Origin of the sequence: Gordonia neofelifaecis NRRL B-59395 (genome assembly GCF_000192435.1) — a bacterium.
Lineage (GTDB): Bacteria > Actinomycetota > Actinomycetes > Mycobacteriales > Mycobacteriaceae > Gordonia > Gordonia neofelifaecis.
Window position 1 is genome coordinate 58,554 of the sequence record NZ_AEUD01000001.1, and the last position, 17,857, is coordinate 76,410.

Sequence of the window (17,857 nt, forward strand, 5' to 3'; positions counted from 1 at the left end):
TCGATGATCAGCCTCTGTCATGACCCCTTGGGATCCGCTGAGTCCGACGACGAGGATGCGTGAATGTCAGACCTGCGCAGTAGTGTCGGGAGTCACAGTGGATGGGTTGTCACAGACCGGAGACGCGCGGTGTCCCATGAACGTCCAGTCGATTACGGAGTTCTTGGGAGGTCGCCATGAGGATCGTCATTGTGGGAGCGGGGTACGCGGGAACGATGGCAGCGAACAGGCTGGCACGACGTGCGCGGGGAGCCGACGTCACCGTGGTCAACCCACGGCCGGAGTTCGTCGAGCGGATTCGGCTCCACCAGGTCATCGCGGGCAGCGGAGACGCCGCACGCCCGCTGACCGACATGCTCGACGACGCCGTGCACCTGCGGGTCACCGCGGTGGAGAAGATCGGGGACGGCAGCGTCGCGCTGAACGACGGCGGCGAGTTGGGTTACGACCGGCTGATCTACGCGACGGGCGGTGCACCCAGCGCTCCCGACGGTGCGATCGATGTCGGAGATCTGGCGTCGGCGCGCAGCGCGGCCGGCCGGGTCGCGGCGCTGAGCGTCGGAGCACGCGTGACGGTCGTCGGAGGAGGACTCACGGGTATCGAGACCGCATCGGAGGTCGCCGCCGCGCGCCCCGATCTGCGGGTGCGTCTGGTCAGTGACGGCGAGATCGGCCGGTCCCTGGGGCCGGCGGCTCGTGAACGGGTCGTCGAGACACTGACCGATGCGGGAGTGGAGATCGAGAATCGCCGGTGGTCCGGCGACGCCGAGGACGACCTCACGCTGTGGGCACTGGCGAACAAGGCGACGGATCTCGCGGTCCGCAGCGGCATCGAGGTCGACCCGAACGGCAGGATCCTCGTCGACGAGTTCCTCCGGAGCACGAGCGATCCGCGGATCCTCGCAGTCGGAGACGGCGCCGCGGTGCCCGGTTCTCGCATGAGCTGCCAGGCCGCGCTGCCGCAGGGATCACACGCCGCCGATGTGATCGCGGCCGAATGGCACGACCGGGCGCCCGAGCCGTATGCGGTGTCGTTCGTCGCTCAATGCGTCTCGCTCGGCAGGCGAAACGGTGTCGTGCAGCACGTGCGGCGCGACGACACACCGACCCGTGTCTGGATGCGCGGCCGCCCCGCTGCGGCGGTGAAGGAGCAGATCTGCCGCGGCACCGTCTATTCGAGCCGAAGTGGGCGATCCACCTGGAAGCCGGGACGACCGTGAATCGCGCCGACGCGGCGAGTGCCGACGAGTTCACCGAGCATCGCGCCCTGCTGTTCTCGATCGCCTACGAGATCCTCGGCTCCGTCGCCGATGCCGAGGACGTGGTGTCCGAGAGTTGGCTGCGCTGGCAGGAGCACGATCGGTCCGACGTCGAGAATCCGCGAGCGTATCTCGCGCGAATCGTCACCCGACAGGCCCTCAACGCCGCGCGTGCGGCAGGCAGGCGACGGGAAACCTACGTCGGCCCGTGGTTGCCGGAGCCGCTCAAGACCGGTGCGGACGATCCCGGCCTGGATCACGTGCTGACCGGTGAGGCCGTGACCACGGCGATGCTGCTGGTCCTGGAATCGCTCAATCCGGACGAACGAGCCGTCTTCGTGCTGCGTGAGGTGTTCGACTTCGCGTACCCCGAGATCGCGGACGCGATCGGGAAGTCGGAGCCGGCCGTTCGACAGATCGCGCATCGCGCGCGGAAGCACGTCACCGCCCGCCGGACCGGCGTGATCGCGGACCCGGCGGACGCACAGGAGGTAGCGGAACGATTCCTGTTCGCCGCGGAGACCGGCGAGGTTCAGACGCTCATGGACGTGCTCGCGCCGGGCGTGATCTACCTCGGTGACGGCGGCGGTGTGGCGGCGGCAGCCCTTCGCCCGATCGAAGGCGCGGACCGGGTGGCGCGGATGATGATGGGGCTCTTCGCCAGAGCGCCGTCGGTCGGCGAGGTCGGACTGCGGATGAGCGTCGTCAACGGGATGCCCGCGATGATCGTGACAGTGGACGGCGACCTCGACAGCGTCTTCTGCATCGAGGTCTCGGGCGGCGTCGTCACCGCGGTGTACGCCGTGCGCAACCCGGAGAAACTCGACGGGCTGCGCTGATCGGTACCTTGGAGAGGGTGCCAGACATCATCGTCATCCTCGTCATCGCGCTGATCGCCGTCGGCGTCTTCGTGATGCTCCGCAATCGATCCAACAACGCAGGCCAGGCCTCGCTCGACGACGCCAAGGCCGATGCTCGGCAGTCCATCGAACGGCTCGGCGGCCAGGTCTACTCGCTTGATCCGGGGGCCGATCCCGCCGCGAAGCAGGCGCTCGCCGACGCCGGCGAGCGGTTCACCGCGGCCGGGTCCCAGATCGAGCAGGCCACCACGCCCGCACAGGCGAAGCTCGCCAAGCAGACCGCGGTCGAAGGGCTCTACTACATCCGCGCGGCCCGCACCGCCCTGCAACTGGATCCGGGCCCGCCCATCCCCGAGCTGGAGGGACAGCGGGCGGCAGGCGCCGTCACCGAGCCGCGGTCGGTGGACTTCGACGGCCGGACGGTGGAGGCTTCGCCGACCCCGTCGACCCAGACGCCGAACTACTACCCGGGTGGCCGAGTGGCCGGACGATCCGTGCCCGCGGGCTGGTACTCGGAGCCCTGGTGGCGCCCCGCGCTGATCGGCGGAGCCTGGGGCATCGGCTCCGCACTACTGTTCAGCTCGCTCTTCTCCGGGATGGCCGGCGTGCCGCACGGCGTGGCCGACGCGGACCTCGCGGGCGGTGACTACGGTGACGTCGGCGGCGATGCCGACTACGGGTCAGGCGACCCCGGGTCCGACGGCGGCGACTTCGACGGCGGAGGTTTCGACGGGGGATTCGACGGCGGCGGCTTCGACGGAGGCGACTTCGGCGACTTCGGCGGCGGCGACTTCTTCTGAGGTCATCGCTCGGCGCTTGACCTTCACACGGTGACAAGGTCTTGACTCCTCAACAGAGGAGGTGGTCACCATGACCGACAATCGGTTGCGCAGACTGCATGCGGCACTCGCCGCTCAGTCCGCACAGACGCGACTGCAGGCGGCGCTCGCGGCGGGCACGAACCCCGACCGATCGCTGACGAGGGCGCTGATCGAGCGGTGCGCCGTCGAACCGGACTTCTACGTCCGAGACATGCTCACCTGGGCGCTCACCCGGCAGGAGCCCGCGCCGACGCTCAGCGCCTTGCGCGCCGAGCTCGGTTCCACGAATGCCCAGGGTCGCAGCCAGGCGCTTCACACGTTGTCGAAGATCGGCGACCGATCCGCGTGGCCGGACGTCACCCACGCCCTGCTCACCGATCCCGACGACGACGTCGCGCGCAGCGCGTGGCGGGCCGCGGTGGACCTCGTTCCTCCCGCCGAGATGTCCGACCTCGCTGCCATACTGGCATCGCAGTTGGGGCGCGGCGATGCGGCGGTGCAACGGAGTCTCAGCCGGGCCTTCGTCGCGCTGGGTGAGGAGGTGGCGCTTCCGGTGCTTCATTCGGCGCAGACCGCCCCGGATCCGGTCACCCGGGGACACGCAACCGCCACCGAGGCGCTCGTGCACGATCCCGATGCGGGGTTCGCGTTCGACGTCGAGGAGGCTCGCCGAATCTCGGCCCTCGGGGAGGCTGCGCTGGGACAGTGAGTCGATGACGAGGAACGGAGCCGCCGATGCGGATCGGTGAAGTCGCGAGACGGTCGGGGGTCAGTGCCCGGATGCTGCGTCACTACGACGCGCTGGGCCTCGTGACGCCGAGCGGTCGGACATCGACGGGCTACCGGGACTACACGGCAACCGACGTCGCACGCATCTTTCACGTCGAGAGTCTCCGATCTCTCGGATTGTCGTTGCGCGAAGTCGGCCAGGCACTCGACGACCCGGAGTTCGCCCCGGCCGAGTTGATCGCCGAGTTGAAGGAGCGCAGCGAGGTCCGGATCGAGCGCGAGCAGGAGCTGCTCGCGCGTCTCGAGCACATCGAGGATGCGGGTTCGGAGGATTGGGACCAGGTTCTCGGAGCCGTGGCGATCCTCGCGGGCCTCGGATCGGCGAAGTCCGATCGGCGTCAGCGAGCTGCGCTGAACGTCGCGGACGGCACCGCACCGGTCGAGGCCCTGGTGGAGTCACTGCTCGACGAGGCGGACCCGAACGTCGCCGGAGCCCTGCGGTGGGCGATCGTGCGCACGGGCACTGCCGCGGTGGCGTCGCTGGCGGCCGCGGCAGCCGACGACGACGTCGAGCGACGACGCCGCGCGGTCTTTGCGCTCATCGACCTGCCCGGCCCGGAGTCCGACGCGGCGCTCGCCGGGCTGCTGCGGGACGACGATCTCCAGGTGCGGTCGCGTGCAGCTCTCGAACTGGCCGCCCGCGGCGACCGATCCACCGTCGAGGTACTGATCGGTCTCGTCGTGGCCGGCGAGCGGGATGTGGACGCCGCCGACGCGCTCGCGCTCCTCGCCGCTGAGACCGGGACGGAGGACGATGTCGCACAGGGGCTTTCGGCGGTCGCGGCGGAGGCCCCGGTGGCGGTTCGGTGCCGCGTCGCCCAAGCCCTCGGTGAGGTCGGCGGCCGCACCGCTGCGTCAGCCCTCGCCGACCTCGCGGGTGACGACGATGAAATGGTGTCCCGAACAGCCGCCTACCTGCTGAGTGTTCGGTCTCCGTGAGGACAACGGAGAACTGCTGCAGAATTTCTTTCGACCGTGTGTCGATCCGCGGCGATCTCGTTCGACGTATTGGTGAGCGGCGCCGAACGGTGCCGCCGAATCCGGCTCAACCAAGGAGAGAACCATGAAGTACATGCTGATCATGCGCGTGACCGACGATGCCGCCGTCGCCGACTACGAGCAGACTCCCTTCGAGGAGATCATCAATAAGATGGGCGCCTACAACGAGGACATGATCAACGCGGGAGTGCTGCTTGCGGGCGAAGGACTCTCGGACGCGGCCGAGGGCTTCGTCGTCGATTTCGCGTCCGACGATCCGATCGTCACCGACGGTCCGTACGGAGAGATCCACGAGCTCTTCAACGGCTTCTGGATCATCGAGGTCGCGAGCCGAGACGAGGCCGTGCACTGGGCTCGTCGCTGCCCACTCGGCAAAGGCGCCAAGCTGGAGGTCCGGCGCTTCACCGACGAGAGCGACTTCGCCGAGTACGCCGACAACGAGTACATCCAGAAGGAGGCCGGATGGCGCGCCGAAGCCGGCCAGTGACGGTTTCGACCCGACGTGTCTGACCGTGCTCCCGCCGATCTGACCGCCACCCTCGACGCGGTGTGGCGGTCGGAGGGCGGCCGCGTGGTCGCCTCGCTCGTCGCGATGACCCGCGACGTCGCGACCGCCGAAGACCTGGCGCAGGAGGCGATCGCCGCTGCCCTGGTCCAGTGGCCGGCAGAGGGCGTTCCGCGGAATCCCGGGGCGTGGCTGACCGCGGTCGCCAAACGTCGTGCGATCGACGGATGGCGCCGTGAGGCCAAGCTCGACGACCATCGGCGCAGCCTGATCGCCGAGGCCGATCGGGACGAACCCGTCGCCGACCCGGCAGCCCTCGTCGTCGATCGGGACCCGATCGACGACGACCTGCTGCGGCTGCTGTTCATCGCGTGTCACCCAGTGCTCGGCCGAGAAGCGCAGATCGCCCTGACCCTGCGCACCGTCGGCGGTCTGTCGAGTGAGGCGATCGCCAGGATGTTCCTGGTCTCGGTCGCCACCATGCAGGCTCGGATCACCAGGGCCAAGAAGGCGCTCACCGCCGCGGGCGTCCCATTCGAGACGCCGTCACCCGACCAGTGGGGGCCGCGCCTCGGGGGCGTGTTGCGAGTGATCTACCTGATCTTCACCGAGGGCTATTCGCCGACCGCCGGTGATGCGGCGATCGCGCCCGCGACAGCCGCGGAAGCGCTGCGCCTCGGCCGCATGCTCGCGGCGCTCGTGCCCGACGAGGCTGAGGTACAGGCGCTGGTGGCACTGATGGAGTTCCAGGTTTCGCGATTCTCGTCCCGCGTCGCTCCCGACGGCGCGGCGGTGCTCCTCGACGACCAGGATCGCGCGCGGTGGGACCGGAGCCAGATCACCCGCGGCAGTGAGCGGCTGGCTCGGGCCGACGCGCTCGGCCGTGGGCGCGGGGCCTATGCGCTGCAGGCGGCGATCGCCCAGCAGCACGCGCTCGCGACGTCGGTCGAAACGACCGACTGGAGGCGGATCGTCGAGCTGTACGACGCTCTCGTCGAACTGACGGGCAGTCCGGTGGTGGAGCTGAATCGCGCGGTCGCGATGTCCATGACCGGAGACCTACGCGGAGCGCTCGACGCGGTCGACCGAGTCGATCGGTCCGGAAGACTGCGGAACTCGCATCTGGTGCCGAGCGTGCGTGGCGAGCTGCTGCAGCGGAGCGGCGACGCGGACGGGGCACGTGTGGCCTTCGAAGAGGCGGCGGCGGTCATGACCAATGACCGTCAGCGCGCGGTCCTCCTCGCCAAGGCCGCGGCATTACGATCGAAGAATGACTGAGGGGATCGCTGGGGCGGACATCCGGCTGGTCGTCGCCGACATGGACGGCACACTGCTCGACGGAGAGGGACGCGTCCCCGACGCCTTCTGGCCGGTGCTCGACGAGCTCACGTCGCGCGGGATCGCCTTCGTCCCGGCCAGCGGCAGGCAGTACTACACCCTCGAGGAGATCTTCTCGAGGCATCCCGGCACCCTCTCATACGTGGCCGAGAACGGCAGCATGGTGGTTCACGAAGGCCGGCTCCTGACGTCGTCGAACATCGACCCGGCGGTGGTGGAGAAGGTGCTGCACACGGTCCGGACCGCGGACCGCCGCGGGCACGACCTCCGCCTCATCGTGCATCGCACGGACGGCGCCTTCATCGAGTCCGACGACGACGAGTTCGTCGGCCATGCGCGTCAGTACTGCGCACGACTCGAGCACGTCGCGGATCAGTCCGCGGTCCCCGGCGACGTCGTCAAGCTCGCGATCTACGACTTCGGTCATGCGGAGACGAGCGCGGCAGAACTGTTCGAGCCGCTGGTCGGGGATCACCAGCTCGCCGTCTCGGGTGAGCACTGGGTCGACATCACCGCGCCGGGCACGCACAAGGCGACCGGGGTGCGGGCGCTCCAAGAGCTGCTCGCGGCCGGCCCCGAACAGACGATGGTCTTCGGCGACTACCTGAACGACCTCGAGATGCTCGACGCGGCGGAGTGGTCGTACGCGATGGACAACGCGCACCCCGAGGTGCTCGCCCGCGCCCGGTTCCGGGCACCGAGCAACACCGACGCCGGCGTGGTGACCGTGCTGCAGCAGATGCTGGGGCGACCGTGAGGTCGGCCCACCGGCGCGAGGTCGGCCTCGCCGTCGGGTTGTCGTGCATCGCCGGCTATCTCGATGCGGTCGGATTCCTCGAGCTGCGCGGTCGGTTCGTGTCGTTCATGAGCGGTAACACCACCGAACTGGCGACCCAGCTGGGCATGGGACGGTTCAGCGGCGCGGGCACGGTCGCCGCACTTCTCGGGATGTTCGTCGTCGGAGCGGTGATCGGTGCCGTGGCCGCGCGGATCGGCGACGGCCGGACCACCGTGCTCGCGGTGACCACGGTGCTGTTGGCGATGACGGCGTTCGCGTCCTTGTTCGTCACGCCGAGCACCGTGATCACGATCGGCCTGCCCGCGGCGATGGGCGCGATGAATTCGACCTTCCTCAGCCGAGGGGAGGTGAGCATCGGTCTGACATACATGACGGGAACGCTCGTCAAGGCCGGACAGCAGTTGGTCGAGGCGTTCGCCGGCGGCCCCCGGTTCCTGTGGCTGCGGAATCTGACGCTCTGGCTCGCCCTCGCAGCCGGCGGTCTGATCGGTGCCCTGAGCCACCGTGCCACCGGTCCGACGACCGCGACCTGGATCGCCGTGGCGGTGATGGTGGTCATCACCGCCACCACCGGGGTGGTGCGTAGGCGCCGCGGACGTCCCGCGATCGGTCATCCGGGCCCGAGCCTGCGTGAGACCCCGGTGATGATCGGCGGATCGGCGGGACCGGAGCCGGTTTCGTAGCATGGTGCCATGCCATCGGACGCCGCAGACCTCGCCGCGCGACTGCTCGACGCCCACGTCGACTACGAACGTCGTCGACTGACCGATCCGGCGGCGTTCGCCGCGCTCGTTCAGGAGGAGATCACCGCGTTCCTGGACGTCGCGGATCAGCTGCCGTTGGAGGAGGCCGTCTCCCGGGACCTGGTCAAGGCCGTCGCGCGCAAGTATGCGATCGCCTTCCCCGTCGACGGGGCGATTCCGGAGCTCGTCGGCACCGTCGCCGCGCGGCTGTACGAGTACTCCATCGCGGACGACACTCGGCTCGGCGACGTTCTCGACCGCCGCAGGTTCGAGGAGCTCGCCTCCGGGGTCGCCGAGCTGGGACTCTCGCGCCGGGTGGTGCAGCGCGTGCTCGACAGCCCCGCCACCGAGGACGCGTGCGTCGAGGCGGTTCAGCGGGCCGTCGACACGACTCGGCTCCCGGAACGCATCGCCCCGGCGGTCGATTCGCTGATCGAGCGCATCGCGCGACGCGGAGCCCGGACGGTGCTGGCCGCCAACAGCGCCGAGGCGGACCATCTGGTGCTGGATGCGGCTCGAGAGGTGTGGCTGGCCGGAGCCGACCAGAGCGTCCGCGACGTGCGCGACGTGATGAGCAGTTCAGACGTCGAAGACGCGGTGGTGCTGGTGTTCGAGTTCTGGCGGACCTTCCGCGAGACCCCGTATTTCGAGTCGCTTCTCGCCGAAGGCGTCGACGAGGTCTTCGACACCTACGGCGGCACCGCGCTCGCCGAACTGCTCGACGAGCTGGGCATCGGCCGGGACGACCTGGTCGAGGAGGCGATGCGCTTCGGCCCGCCCGTCATCGCAAGGGTCGACGCCGACGGCTTCGTCGAAGCCGCGCTGCGCCGTCGCCTCGGACCGTTCTACGCCTCGGCCGAGTTCGCCTCGGTCGTCGACGGTTAGGCGGTAGCACGGCCGCGTCTGCAAGGATCGTCATCTATTTCCCCTTGTCACGCCCCTAGGTTTGTCGAGTAGTGAGGAACGTGGTGACGAGAGCCTCTGGTCACGCTCTTAGGGTTGTCGAGTAGCGAGGAACGCAGTGACGAGAGTATCGAGACAGCGTGCGGGGTCTCGATAACGCCGCGGCGCTAGCGCGCCGTGGCTACTCGACCAGCCTTGTGGGCGAGGCCGGGATGGACCTTCGCATCATCGCGTCAGGCGCGACCCTGAATCTCGGTCAGAGGACCTGCGACAGGAAGGTCTTCAGCCGATCGCTCTGCGCGTCGGTGAAGATCTGTTCCGGTTCGCCGGTCTCGACGACGGAGCCCTCGTCCATGAACACGACGTTGTCGGACACGTCTCGGGCGTACCCCATCTCGTGGGTCACCACGATCATCGTCATGCCCTGCTGTGACAGATCGGTCATCAGGGCGAGTACGCCCTTGACCAGTTCCGGATCGAGCGCGCTGGTGGCCTCGTCGAAGAACATGATCTGCGGATGCATCGCGAGTGCCCGCGCGATCGCCACGCGTTGCTGCTGACCGCCCGAGAGAGTGGACGGCCGGGCGTCTGCCTTGTGGGCGAGGCCGACGGATTCGAGCTGGGCGATCGCCAACGCGTGCGCTTCGTCCTTGCCGAGGCCGAGCAGTTTGCGCGGGCCGAGGGCGACGTTCTGGACGACCGTGCGGTGCGGGAACAGATTGAACTGCTGGAAGACCATGCCGATCCGGCGCCGCAGTTCATCGGGATTGTCCTTGAGGACGCTGCGCCCGTCGATCAGGATGTCGCCCTGCTGCGGTTCGTGGAGGCGGTTGAGCACCCGCAGCAGCGTCGACTTTCCGGATCCGGAAGGGCCGATCACCGTGGTCGTGGTGCCGGCCTCCACATGGATGTCGATACCGCGGAGCACGTGATTGTCGCCGAACGAGAGGTGCAGGTTCTCGCCGGTCAGGGAGACCGCGTCGCCGCGGTCGATGACAGGATGCGAGTTCGTCACGGAGCTCACGCCTTTCCGGTGCGCAGACGATTGTCGATGTAGTTGACCAGATGTGTCAGCGGCACGGTCATCACCAGATAGAGCAGGCCGGCGGCGACGAGCGGCGTGAGGTTGCCGCTGTTGGCGTTGAAGTCCTTGCCGACGGCGAACAGGTCCCGCTGGAGGAGCGTGAGGCCCAGGAAGTAGATCAGCGACGAATCCTTGATGAGCACGATGAATTGATTCACCAGCGCCGGGAGGACGCGTCGGACGCCCTGCGGGATCACGACCAGCCGCATCGAACTGTGGTGCGAGAAGCCCAGCGCACGTGCAGCCTCCATCTGTCCCGACTCGACGCTCTGGATGCCGAATCGGAAGATCTCGCCGATGTACGCGGCGGCCAGCAAGGCCAGCGCCACCGAACCGAGCCAGAACGGATTGCCGCCGGTGAGGTTCTTGACGATCGGCCCGAAGCCCAGTCCGACCATCAGGATCACGACGACGGCGGGCAGGCCGCGGAAGACGTCGGTGTAGACCCGCGCGGGCCAGCGCAACCACCTGGTGCGGGACATTCCCGCCATCGCCAGCAGCATGCCGCCGATGGTTCCGAGGATGCCCGAGGTGAGAGCGATCTTCAGGGTGTTGGGCAGGCCGGTCTTGAACAGCTCGGGCAGCGCCTTGCGGAACTGTTCGCCGTTGAAGAACGTCTCCTGCAGCTGCGCCCACGTGCTCTTCGGGACCGCCGCGGAAGCGTCCTCCTTCGGCTTGTCGGCATTCGCCTTCGCGATCGCCTCGAAGTCGGGGAGCACCGGTTCCGGCGCTGCCTTGGAGCCCGGCTTCCATCCCGCGGGCAGCGGGCGGGGTGCCCACTCGCTGTAAAGCCGCGCCCACGTCCCGTCGGCGATGATCGCGTCGAGTCCGCTGTTCAGCGCGTCGACGAGGGGCTGATTCCCCTTGGCGACGGCCCACGCGGTGAAGTTGTTGATGCTGAAGGTGTTCTCCAGGATCTTGATGCCGTCGGAGGGCTGGACGGTGCCCTCGGCCTGCTGGCTGGGCGCGACCCAGACGTCGATCTGTCCGGACTTCAAGTTCGCGTACGCCGTGGCGTAGTCGGGGAACTTGACGGCGTTGAGCTTCAGGATGTTGGTGACGTAGTCGTCTTGAACCGTGCCCTGGACGACGCCGATGCGGGTCCCGGCGTTGAGGTCGTTGAAGCTCTGGACCTTGCCGTTCGCCGGTCCGACGAGAGCGAAGTACCCGAAGTCGTAGCCGTTGGTGAAGTCGACGGTCTGGCGCCGCTCGTCGGTGGTGGTGATCGACGACGAGCCGACGTCGTAACGGTGCCCGGCGACCTGGGCGAGCAGACCGGAGAACTCGGTGCCGACGAACTCCACCTTCAGGCCGATCTTGGCGGCGATGGCCTTGAGCATCTCGTTGTCCATGCCCGTGTACTGCTGCTGCGAGTTCACGCAGATACTGGGCGGGGCGTCGGAGAGGGTGCCGACGACGATCGTTCCCGGCTTGATCAGGTTCAGCTTCGACGCGTCGATCTGATCGAGCGGGCGCGTGGTCTCGGTCGTGAACCGATCAGGCGCCTGCGCGGCGCTGGCCAGATTGGTCGGCGCCGCCGAGGCGCTGTCGACACCCGGCGGGGAGCAGAGTCCGGAGTCGTCGTCGGTCGACGAACTGGAGCACGCCGCCAGTAGTGCGACCAAGACCGCGACGACCAGCAGCGGGAGCCAGCGACGGCGTGCTGCGGAAAGCAGAGTCATGATTGAAGAGAGTAAACGGCGCGGCGCGTTCATCGGCAATTAAAATCACTTTGCGAGTGTTATCCGCGTCCGCGTACACCCGAGCCGAGGACGGGCGTCACATGAACAGCGCCCCGGGCTGAGTTCGAGGAACTCGGCCCGGGGCGCCGTCTGAGTCGGAGGTGTCAGTTCGCAGCTTCGTATGCGGCGATGATGTCGGCGGGGATGCGCCCGCGGTCGCTGACGGTGTAGCCGTTGTCGGATGCCCACTGGCGCACTGCACGCGTATTCGTGGCGCCGCGTCCGGCGGAAGGAGCGCGACGAGCAGACGCACGGCCGCCGGTGGTTCGCGATGCCGCGATATACGTGGCGACGTGGTTGCGGAACTCCTCGGCGTGCTCGGGAGAGGTGTCGAACTCGTAGCTCTTGCCGTCGAGGCTCCAGTGAACGGTTTCGTACTCGTCGAGTTCGGCGCCGTCGATATCGTCGACGATCTGGATGACGGTCTTCTTGGCCAATGTACGGTCCTCCGGTTCATTCGAGCTCGGACTTCGCCAGTCTGATCACGAGTGAGTAGCAGTGTTATCTGCGATCAGACTACACGTATTCAGCGAGTTGGAACCACCGGTGAGGAATGGGGATTATCGGGCATCGTGGTCTCGGCGTCCGATTCCAATCCCAGAAGTGATTTCGGGGCCCGTTCGTCGGCCCTTATGGAACGGTATCCATTCGATGTTATGGCGAATCCGGTACCGGAACTGGACTCGACGCAGTACAGGTCGTTGGAATCAGTGAGGCAGGCGAAACGGTCCACATTGAACGACGAACCAGACGGCAGCACCCGTGACCGGAACAACACCGGATAGCTGTTCGCACACGCGCCCTCTCGGGGGCCGTTCGCGTCCAGTGTCACGTAGTCGGCCTTCCAGTCGCACCCTGCGGGGGCGTCGGCGGACCGCTTGGCTCCGCTGACCTGCTCACTGACGCAGGCGAGCGCGTCGGCGCCGTTGTTGCCGGTGGAGCACCTGATGCTTCGGTCCGGTGTCGAGAAATGGAACCCCGACACATCAGTGCGCGGACCGTCCGCCGACGTTGCACCGATCTGGAACCCCGAATTGCTCGCGCGCGGAGCCGCTTTGATGACCCTCTCGAAACTCCAGGGCGAGCTCGCCTGGCTGACGCCGGCGGACCGAGTCGCTGAGGTCGGGCGCAGTGACGACGCCGGCGACTCGACGCTCGGCGCATCCGTGCCGGGGATGACGATCTTGCTCGGCGACGCGTCCGTGTTCAGCAGCGAACATGACGTCAGGGACGCCGCGGCCAGGCAGGCCAGGCCGGCGACGACGAGACGGGGTCGGGATCCGTACCCTTGCACTGTGGCGACTCCCAAGATCGTGCTGTTCTATGTCTTCGCTCCGCTCCCGGATCCGGAGGCGATCCGTCTATGGCAACAGAGCGTCTGCGAGTCCGCCGGGCTGCGGGGCAGGATCATCGTGTCACCTCATGGCATCAATGCAACAGTGGGTGGCGATATTCGCGCCGTCAAACGCTATGTCCGTGCGACTCGCAGCTATCCCGCATTCAAAGGCGCCGACATCAAATGGTCGGACGGGACGGGTGCGGACTTTCCGCGATTGAGCGTGAAGGTCCGTCCGGAGATCGTGACCTTCGGAGTGCCCGACGAACTGCGGATCGACGACTCCGGGATCATCGGCGGTGGGACACGGCTGGCTCCCGAGCAAGTCCATGAACTGATGGACGAGCGCGGCGACGAGGTGGTATTCCTCGACGGGCGGAACAAGATCGAAGGTGAGATCGGCCGATTCCGGAACGCGGTGGTTCCGGACATCAATACGACCCGCGATTTCATTCCGCTGATCGAAAGCGGAGCGCTCGATCACCTGAAGGAGCGGCCGGTGGTCACATACTGCACCGGCGGCGTGCGCTGCGAGGTGCTCAGCGCCTTGATGACGGCTCGAGGGTTTCGAGAGGTATACCAATTGGACGGCGGAATTGTCCGATATGGCGAGACGTACGGAGACCGCGGTCTCTGGGAGGGCTCACTGTACGTCTTCGACAAAAGGATGAAAGTCGATTTCAGCTCGGACGCGGCGGTTATCGGAAAGTGCATCCGGTGCGGTTCGCCGACCAGTGATGTGGTCAACTATCCCGACGGCGACGGCCGTGATCTCGCGGTGGTCTGCACCGATTGCCGTAGCGGACTGGAGTCGTGAGTCGGCCCGCATTGCCGGTCGTCGTGCTCGCCGGATTCCTCGGAGCCGGCAAGACGACCCTTCTCAATCATGTGCTGCGTCATGCGGACGGTCGTCGAATCGGTGTTCTCGTCAACGATTTCGGGGCGATCAACATCGATGCACTCCTGGTGTCCGGCGCGTCCGGCGGCACGCTGAATCTTGAGAACGGGTGCATGTGCTGCACCACCGACGCGGGAGATCTCGCGGAGACCTTGGCGACGATGGCTGCGCCGGGCACCGGTCTCGGCGCCGTCCTGATCGAGGCGAGCGGAATCGCCGAGCCCAAGGCGCTGATCCGGATGGTTCTCGCCGCGCGCAGCGAGACGGTCGCCTATGGCGGCCTGGTGTATCTGGTGGACGCCGCCAACTTCGATGAGACGGTGACTGCGCACCCGCAGGTGATCGAGCATCTGGCGATCGCCGACCTGGTGGTCTGCAACAAGATCGACCTGGTGCCTCCGGCAGCGGTCCCCGCGCTGCTCGAGCGCATTCGGGAGCTGAATCCGACGGCGCCGATTCTGCCGGTCGCCGATGCCGCGGTGGATCCGGAACTGTTCTTCGAACCCGCCGATCAGATCGCGTGCGACGACGGTCCTCGCCAACTCACCTTCGACGAGCTGATGGCCGAGGATCACGGCCACCACGACGACCCGGGCGGCGCGCATCTGCATGCGACGTTCGACTCCGAGTCGCTCGAGACCCCGTCGGCCGTGGACCCGCGGCGTCTGGCCCAGTTCCTCGAGCGGCCGCCGTCGGGGGCGTATCGGATCAAGGGGACCGTGTACGTGGACCTCGACGGGCATCGCGAGATCGCGTACGTCGTGCAAGCGGTCGGGGGCTTCATCCGCGTCGAGGCGTCGTCGTGGCGCGGTCGTGCGCCGGGAACGTCGCTCGCGGTGATCGGTGCGGGCCTGGACACGGCTGCCACCAGGTCTGCTCTCGAGGGCGTCGTGGCGCAGGTCGACGGCGACGACGTCAACGGGATCCTGCACCTGACCCGTCATCTGGTCACAGCAACCTAACGATTCGCGACGAGTGTGGGGCCTTGGTTTGCCGTTGAGTCTCAAGCACTGGTTCACTGTTACCAAAGTTGTCTGTGTGACAGATGATGCCGAATTCTGGAAGGAGAGCGGTGTGCGCGGCGTGCTGCGGCGCGGGCACCCAACTCGCTCATGGCTGCTGTACGTGTTCGCCGGCGCACGCTGATCGCGTCGTCCCTGCTCGCCTCCACGACCCTCGTCGGCGGACTGCTGGTCGCCTCGCCGACCGAAGCCGCGCCCAAGACCGGCGATTTGGCAGGCAAGACGGTGTTCCTCGATCCGGGCCATCAGGGGTCGGCCGCCGGGCACGACCTCGCCAAGCAGGTCCCTGACGGACGCGGCGGCAAGAAGGACTGCCAGACGACCGGTGCCACCGCGGTCACCGGCAAGGCCGAACACACCATCAACTGGGACGTCGCGCAGCTCGTCAAGGCCGCACTCGAGAGCAAGGGCGCACGGGTCGTCATGAGCCGAAACGACGACACCGGCTGGGGTGGCTGCGTCGACGAGCGCGCGGAGGCGGCCAGCAGGTCCGGAGCTGCGCTGGCGGTCAGCATCCACGCGGACTCCACGAGCACCGGGGCAGACGCGAGCAAGACCGGCTTCCACATGATCGTGCCGACCCTGCCGATTCCCGACAAGACAGTCGACAGTGTGCAGTCGGGTGAGGGGCGTAAGGCGTCCAACACGCTGCGCGATGCGATGAAGAAGGCCGGTTTCGCACCGGCCAACTACCTCGGCGCGGTCGACGGGATCGTCACGCGTCCGGACATCGCGGCGGTGAACCTGACGCGCGTGCCCGCGGCATTCGTCGAGATGGGCAATCTGTCCGATCCGGCCGAGGCGTCGGTACTGTCGTCGCCGCAGGGTGCCACCAAGTACGCAGTCGCGATCACCGAGGGGATCTCCACCTACCTCGGTGGTCGTGGGTCCGCGGCCAACCCGACCGCCCCGGCACCGGATCCGGGAGCTCAGCCGAGCACTCCGGCTCCCGCCGCACCCAGCGACGGCACCGACCTGTCGGGACTCAGCGGCGTCGAGGCGATCGGTCCGCTCATCGACAAGCTCGCGAAGGCCAAGAGCCCGCAGGAGGCGCAGCGCATCCTGATGACGGACGGGCAGGACGTCTCCGCGGACGTCCTCAAGGCCATTCTGTCGGTCGTCTACGCGGTGTTCGGCGGCAAGCTGCCGATCTGACGGTTCGACTAAGGTCGTGTCATGGGTCTCATGACATCGCTGAAGCTGCCCGACCTGCGGACCGTCCGGGAACTGTTCGTCGTACCGACGCCGGTGCCGTCGTTCCGGGGCCGCAAGGTGCTGATCACCGGCGCCGCCAGCGGCATCGGCCGGGCCACGGCCCTGGCCGCGGCAGCCGAGGGAGCGGAGTTGGTGCTCACCGATCTGCAGGCCGACCGTCTCGACGCGGTCGTCGCCGAGATCCTCGATAGCCGGGGGACTGTGCTCTACCACCGCGCGGGCGATGTCTCCGACTACGAATGGGTCGCCGCCTTCGCGCGTGGCGTCGACGCGGAGGTCGGCGTCATGGACGTCGTCATGAACATCGCCGGCGTCTCCGCGTGGGGCACCGTCGAGCATCTGGAGCATCGGCACTGGAAGAAGATGGTCGACGTCAATCTGATGGGGCCGATCCACATCATCGAGTCGTTCGTGCCGCAGATGGTGCGACGAGGTGAGGGCGGACACCTGGTGAACGTCTCCTCGGCGGCCGGACTCCTCGCGCTGCCATGGCATGCCGCCTACAGCGCCAGCAAGTTCGGTATCCGCGGCGTGTCCGAGGTGCTGCGTTTCGACCTTCGCCGCCATCACATCGGTGTCTCACTGGTCTGCCCGGGCGGTGTCGACACGCCACTGGTGGAGACCGTCGACATCGTCGGACTCGACCGCGAGAACACCGCGATTCAGAAGCAGATCTCGGGATTCCACAAGATCGCGGTCAGTCCGGAGAAGGCTGCGGCGGCGATCCTGCGCGGCGTGAAGCGCAATGCGTTCATGGTCTACACCTCGTTCGACATCCGCTTCGGTTACTGGTGGGCGCGCAAGTTCGCGCTGCCGTACGAGGTCGTCATGCGGATCGCGAACAATCGCTTCGACCAGCTGTCCCGGATCAGTGCGATCGGTGCGGCGGACGGGCCGCACGACCGCCCCGGAACCGCGGCCTCGCGGCGCGTCGAGTGAGCGCGGCAGACGGGGTGCTGGTGGTCTCCGCCACCGGCGCCGAGGCCGCACACGTCCCGCCCGGGGCCGATCTGCTGGTCACTGGGATCGGCAAGGTCCGGGCGGCGAGCGCCGTCGCACGGCGGCTGGCGCTGGGTGACTACCGGCGGGTGATCAACATCGGAACGGCGGGCGCGCTGCGCGACGGTCGAACCGGTCTGTTCACGCCGTCGCGCGTGGTCGAGCACGACATCAGCGCCGCGGAACTGACCGCTATGGGCTACCACCTGGTCGACGAGTGGGACGTCGCGGGCGGTGACGGCAGTGTGCTCGCCACCGGTGACATGTTCGTCACCGATCCGCTGCATCGGGAACGACTCGGTCGGCGGGCCGACCTCGTCGACATGGAAGGCGCTGCGGTCGCGCAGGTGTGCGGGCAGTCGGGCGTGCCGCTCCGTCTGGTGAAAGTGGTCAGCGACAACGCCGACGACTCGGCCTTCGACTGGCCGAGCGTCATCGACCGGGCGGCACGTGAGCTCGGCGATTGGCTCGACGGGACGCGGTTCGGCGAGGTGTAGCGGAGACCGGGGCTGGTCGAGCTCGCGTATCGGCTGCTCGCCAGTTCA

18 protein-coding genes are annotated in these 17,857 nt (G+C 67.6%); 15 read left to right on the forward strand and 3 right to left on the reverse strand.

Features of this window, described 5'->3' with window-relative positions:
- Positions 1-176: 176 nt before the first annotated feature.
- The 10 genes from SCNU_RS00360 (at position 177) to SCNU_RS00405 (ending at position 8,998) form a co-directional block, all read left to right on the forward strand.
- Positions 177-1,220, forward strand: coding sequence for an NAD(P)/FAD-dependent oxidoreductase (locus SCNU_RS00360; protein WP_040517275.1), 1,044 nt, complete (start codon positions 177-179; stop codon positions 1,218-1,220).
- Positions 1,217-2,098, forward strand: a complete 882-nt coding sequence (locus tag SCNU_RS00365; protein WP_009677348.1) for an RNA polymerase sigma-70 factor — start codon at positions 1,217-1,219, stop codon at positions 2,096-2,098. Before SCNU_RS00360 ends, SCNU_RS00365 begins: the two co-directional genes overlap by 4 nt.
- A 17-nt stretch (positions 2,099-2,115) precedes the next feature.
- Positions 2,116-2,919: a hypothetical protein gene (locus tag SCNU_RS00370; RefSeq protein ID WP_009677349.1), complete on the forward strand. Its 804-nt coding sequence runs from the start codon at positions 2,116-2,118 to the stop codon at positions 2,917-2,919.
- Between the two features lie 70 nt (positions 2,920-2,989).
- Positions 2,990-3,649, forward strand: a complete 660-nt coding sequence (locus SCNU_RS00375) for a HEAT repeat domain-containing protein (protein ID WP_009677350.1) — start codon at positions 2,990-2,992, stop codon at positions 3,647-3,649.
- Between the two features lie 26 nt (positions 3,650-3,675).
- On the forward strand, positions 3,676-4,668 hold the full coding sequence (locus tag SCNU_RS00380; RefSeq protein WP_009677351.1) for a MerR family transcriptional regulator: 993 nt from the start codon (positions 3,676-3,678) through the stop codon (positions 4,666-4,668).
- Positions 4,669-4,792: 124 nt separating this feature from the next.
- Positions 4,793-5,215 carry a YciI family protein gene (locus tag SCNU_RS00385; protein ID WP_009677352.1) on the forward strand — a complete coding sequence of 141 codons (423 nt, stop codon included), beginning with the start codon at positions 4,793-4,795 and terminating at the stop codon, positions 5,213-5,215.
- Positions 5,216-5,230: 15 nt separating this feature from the next.
- Positions 5,231-6,511: an RNA polymerase sigma factor gene (locus SCNU_RS00390; protein ID WP_009677353.1), complete on the forward strand. Its 1,281-nt coding sequence runs from the start codon at positions 5,231-5,233 to the stop codon at positions 6,509-6,511.
- Complete coding sequence (locus SCNU_RS00395) at positions 6,504-7,328, forward strand: Cof-type HAD-IIB family hydrolase (protein WP_009677354.1); 825 nt, start codon at positions 6,504-6,506, stop codon at positions 7,326-7,328. The genes SCNU_RS00390 and SCNU_RS00395 overlap by 8 nt, the downstream gene beginning before the upstream one ends.
- On the forward strand, positions 7,325-8,053 hold the full coding sequence (locus SCNU_RS00400; RefSeq protein ID WP_009677355.1) for a YoaK family protein: 729 nt from the start codon (positions 7,325-7,327) through the stop codon (positions 8,051-8,053). The genes SCNU_RS00395 and SCNU_RS00400 overlap by 4 nt, the downstream gene beginning before the upstream one ends.
- Positions 8,054-8,062: 9 nt before the next feature.
- The gene (locus tag SCNU_RS00405; protein ID WP_009677356.1) at positions 8,063-8,998 is read left to right on the forward strand and encodes a hypothetical protein; all 936 of its coding nucleotides are present in this window, start codon (positions 8,063-8,065) and stop codon (positions 8,996-8,998) included.
- Between the two features lie 274 nt (positions 8,999-9,272).
- Here SCNU_RS00405 and SCNU_RS00410 read toward each other — a convergent pair whose 3' ends face one another.
- From SCNU_RS00410 to SCNU_RS00420, 3 genes are all read right to left on the reverse strand, one after another.
- Positions 9,273-10,031 (reverse strand): amino acid ABC transporter ATP-binding protein, encoded by a 759-nt coding sequence (locus tag SCNU_RS00410; RefSeq protein ID WP_040517373.1) that lies wholly within the window; start codon positions 10,029-10,031, stop codon positions 9,273-9,275.
- A gap of 5 nt (positions 10,032-10,036) precedes the next feature.
- Positions 10,037-11,782 carry an ABC transporter substrate-binding protein/permease gene (locus SCNU_RS00415; protein WP_009677358.1) on the reverse strand — a complete coding sequence of 582 codons (1,746 nt, stop codon included), beginning with the start codon at positions 11,780-11,782 and terminating at the stop codon, positions 10,037-10,039.
- 164 nt (positions 11,783-11,946) lie between these two features.
- On the reverse strand, positions 11,947-12,279 hold the full coding sequence (locus SCNU_RS00420; protein ID WP_009677359.1) for a histone-like nucleoid-structuring protein Lsr2: 333 nt from the start codon (positions 12,277-12,279) through the stop codon (positions 11,947-11,949).
- An 858-nt stretch (positions 12,280-13,137) separates the two neighbouring features.
- Here SCNU_RS00420 and trhO point away from each other — a divergent pair.
- The 5 genes from trhO to SCNU_RS00445 all read left to right on the forward strand — a co-directional run bounded on the left by trhO (position 13,138) and on the right by SCNU_RS00445 (position 17,809).
- Positions 13,138-13,995, forward strand: a complete 858-nt coding sequence (trhO, locus tag SCNU_RS00425) for an oxygen-dependent tRNA uridine(34) hydroxylase TrhO (RefSeq protein WP_040517376.1) — start codon at positions 13,138-13,140, stop codon at positions 13,993-13,995.
- Positions 13,992-15,038, forward strand: coding sequence for a CobW family GTP-binding protein (locus SCNU_RS00430; protein WP_040517276.1), 1,047 nt, complete (start codon positions 13,992-13,994; stop codon positions 15,036-15,038). The genes trhO and SCNU_RS00430 overlap by 4 nt, the downstream gene beginning before the upstream one ends.
- Before the next feature lie 150 nt (positions 15,039-15,188).
- The gene (locus SCNU_RS00435; RefSeq protein ID WP_009677362.1) at positions 15,189-16,253 is read left to right on the forward strand and encodes an N-acetylmuramoyl-L-alanine amidase; all 1,065 of its coding nucleotides are present in this window, start codon (positions 15,189-15,191) and stop codon (positions 16,251-16,253) included.
- Between the two features lie 21 nt (positions 16,254-16,274).
- The gene (locus SCNU_RS00440; protein WP_009677363.1) at positions 16,275-17,252 is read left to right on the forward strand and encodes an SDR family oxidoreductase; all 978 of its coding nucleotides are present in this window, start codon (positions 16,275-16,277) and stop codon (positions 17,250-17,252) included.
- A complete protein-coding gene (locus SCNU_RS00445; protein ID WP_139025680.1) occupies positions 17,249-17,809 on the forward strand; it encodes a nucleosidase in 561 nt (186 codons plus the stop codon). The genes SCNU_RS00440 and SCNU_RS00445 overlap by 4 nt, the downstream gene beginning before the upstream one ends.
- Positions 17,810-17,857 lie beyond the last annotated feature (48 nt).

Coding starts and splice junctions, on each gene's coding strand:
- SCNU_RS00360 (WP_040517275.1), top strand. CDS start 177: ATGAGGATCGTCATTGTGGGAGCGGGGTACGCGGGAACGATGGCAGCG.
- SCNU_RS00375 (WP_009677350.1), top strand. CDS start 2,990: ATGACCGACAATCGGTTGCGCAGACTGCATGCGGCACTCGCCGCTCAG.
- SCNU_RS00380 (WP_009677351.1), top strand. CDS start 3,676: ATGCGGATCGGTGAAGTCGCGAGACGGTCGGGGGTCAGTGCCCGGATG.
- SCNU_RS00385 (WP_009677352.1), top strand. CDS start 4,793: ATGAAGTACATGCTGATCATGCGCGTGACCGACGATGCCGCCGTCGCC.
- SCNU_RS00395 (WP_009677354.1), top strand. CDS start 6,504: ATGACTGAGGGGATCGCTGGGGCGGACATCCGGCTGGTCGTCGCCGAC.
- SCNU_RS00405 (WP_009677356.1), top strand. CDS start 8,063: ATGCCATCGGACGCCGCAGACCTCGCCGCGCGACTGCTCGACGCCCAC.
- SCNU_RS00415 (WP_009677358.1), bottom strand. CDS start 11,782: ATGACTCTGCTTTCCGCAGCACGCCGTCGCTGGCTCCCGCTGCTGGTC.
- SCNU_RS00435 (WP_009677362.1), top strand. CDS start 15,189: ATGGCTGCTGTACGTGTTCGCCGGCGCACGCTGATCGCGTCGTCCCTG.
- SCNU_RS00440 (WP_009677363.1), top strand. CDS start 16,275: ATGGGTCTCATGACATCGCTGAAGCTGCCCGACCTGCGGACCGTCCGG.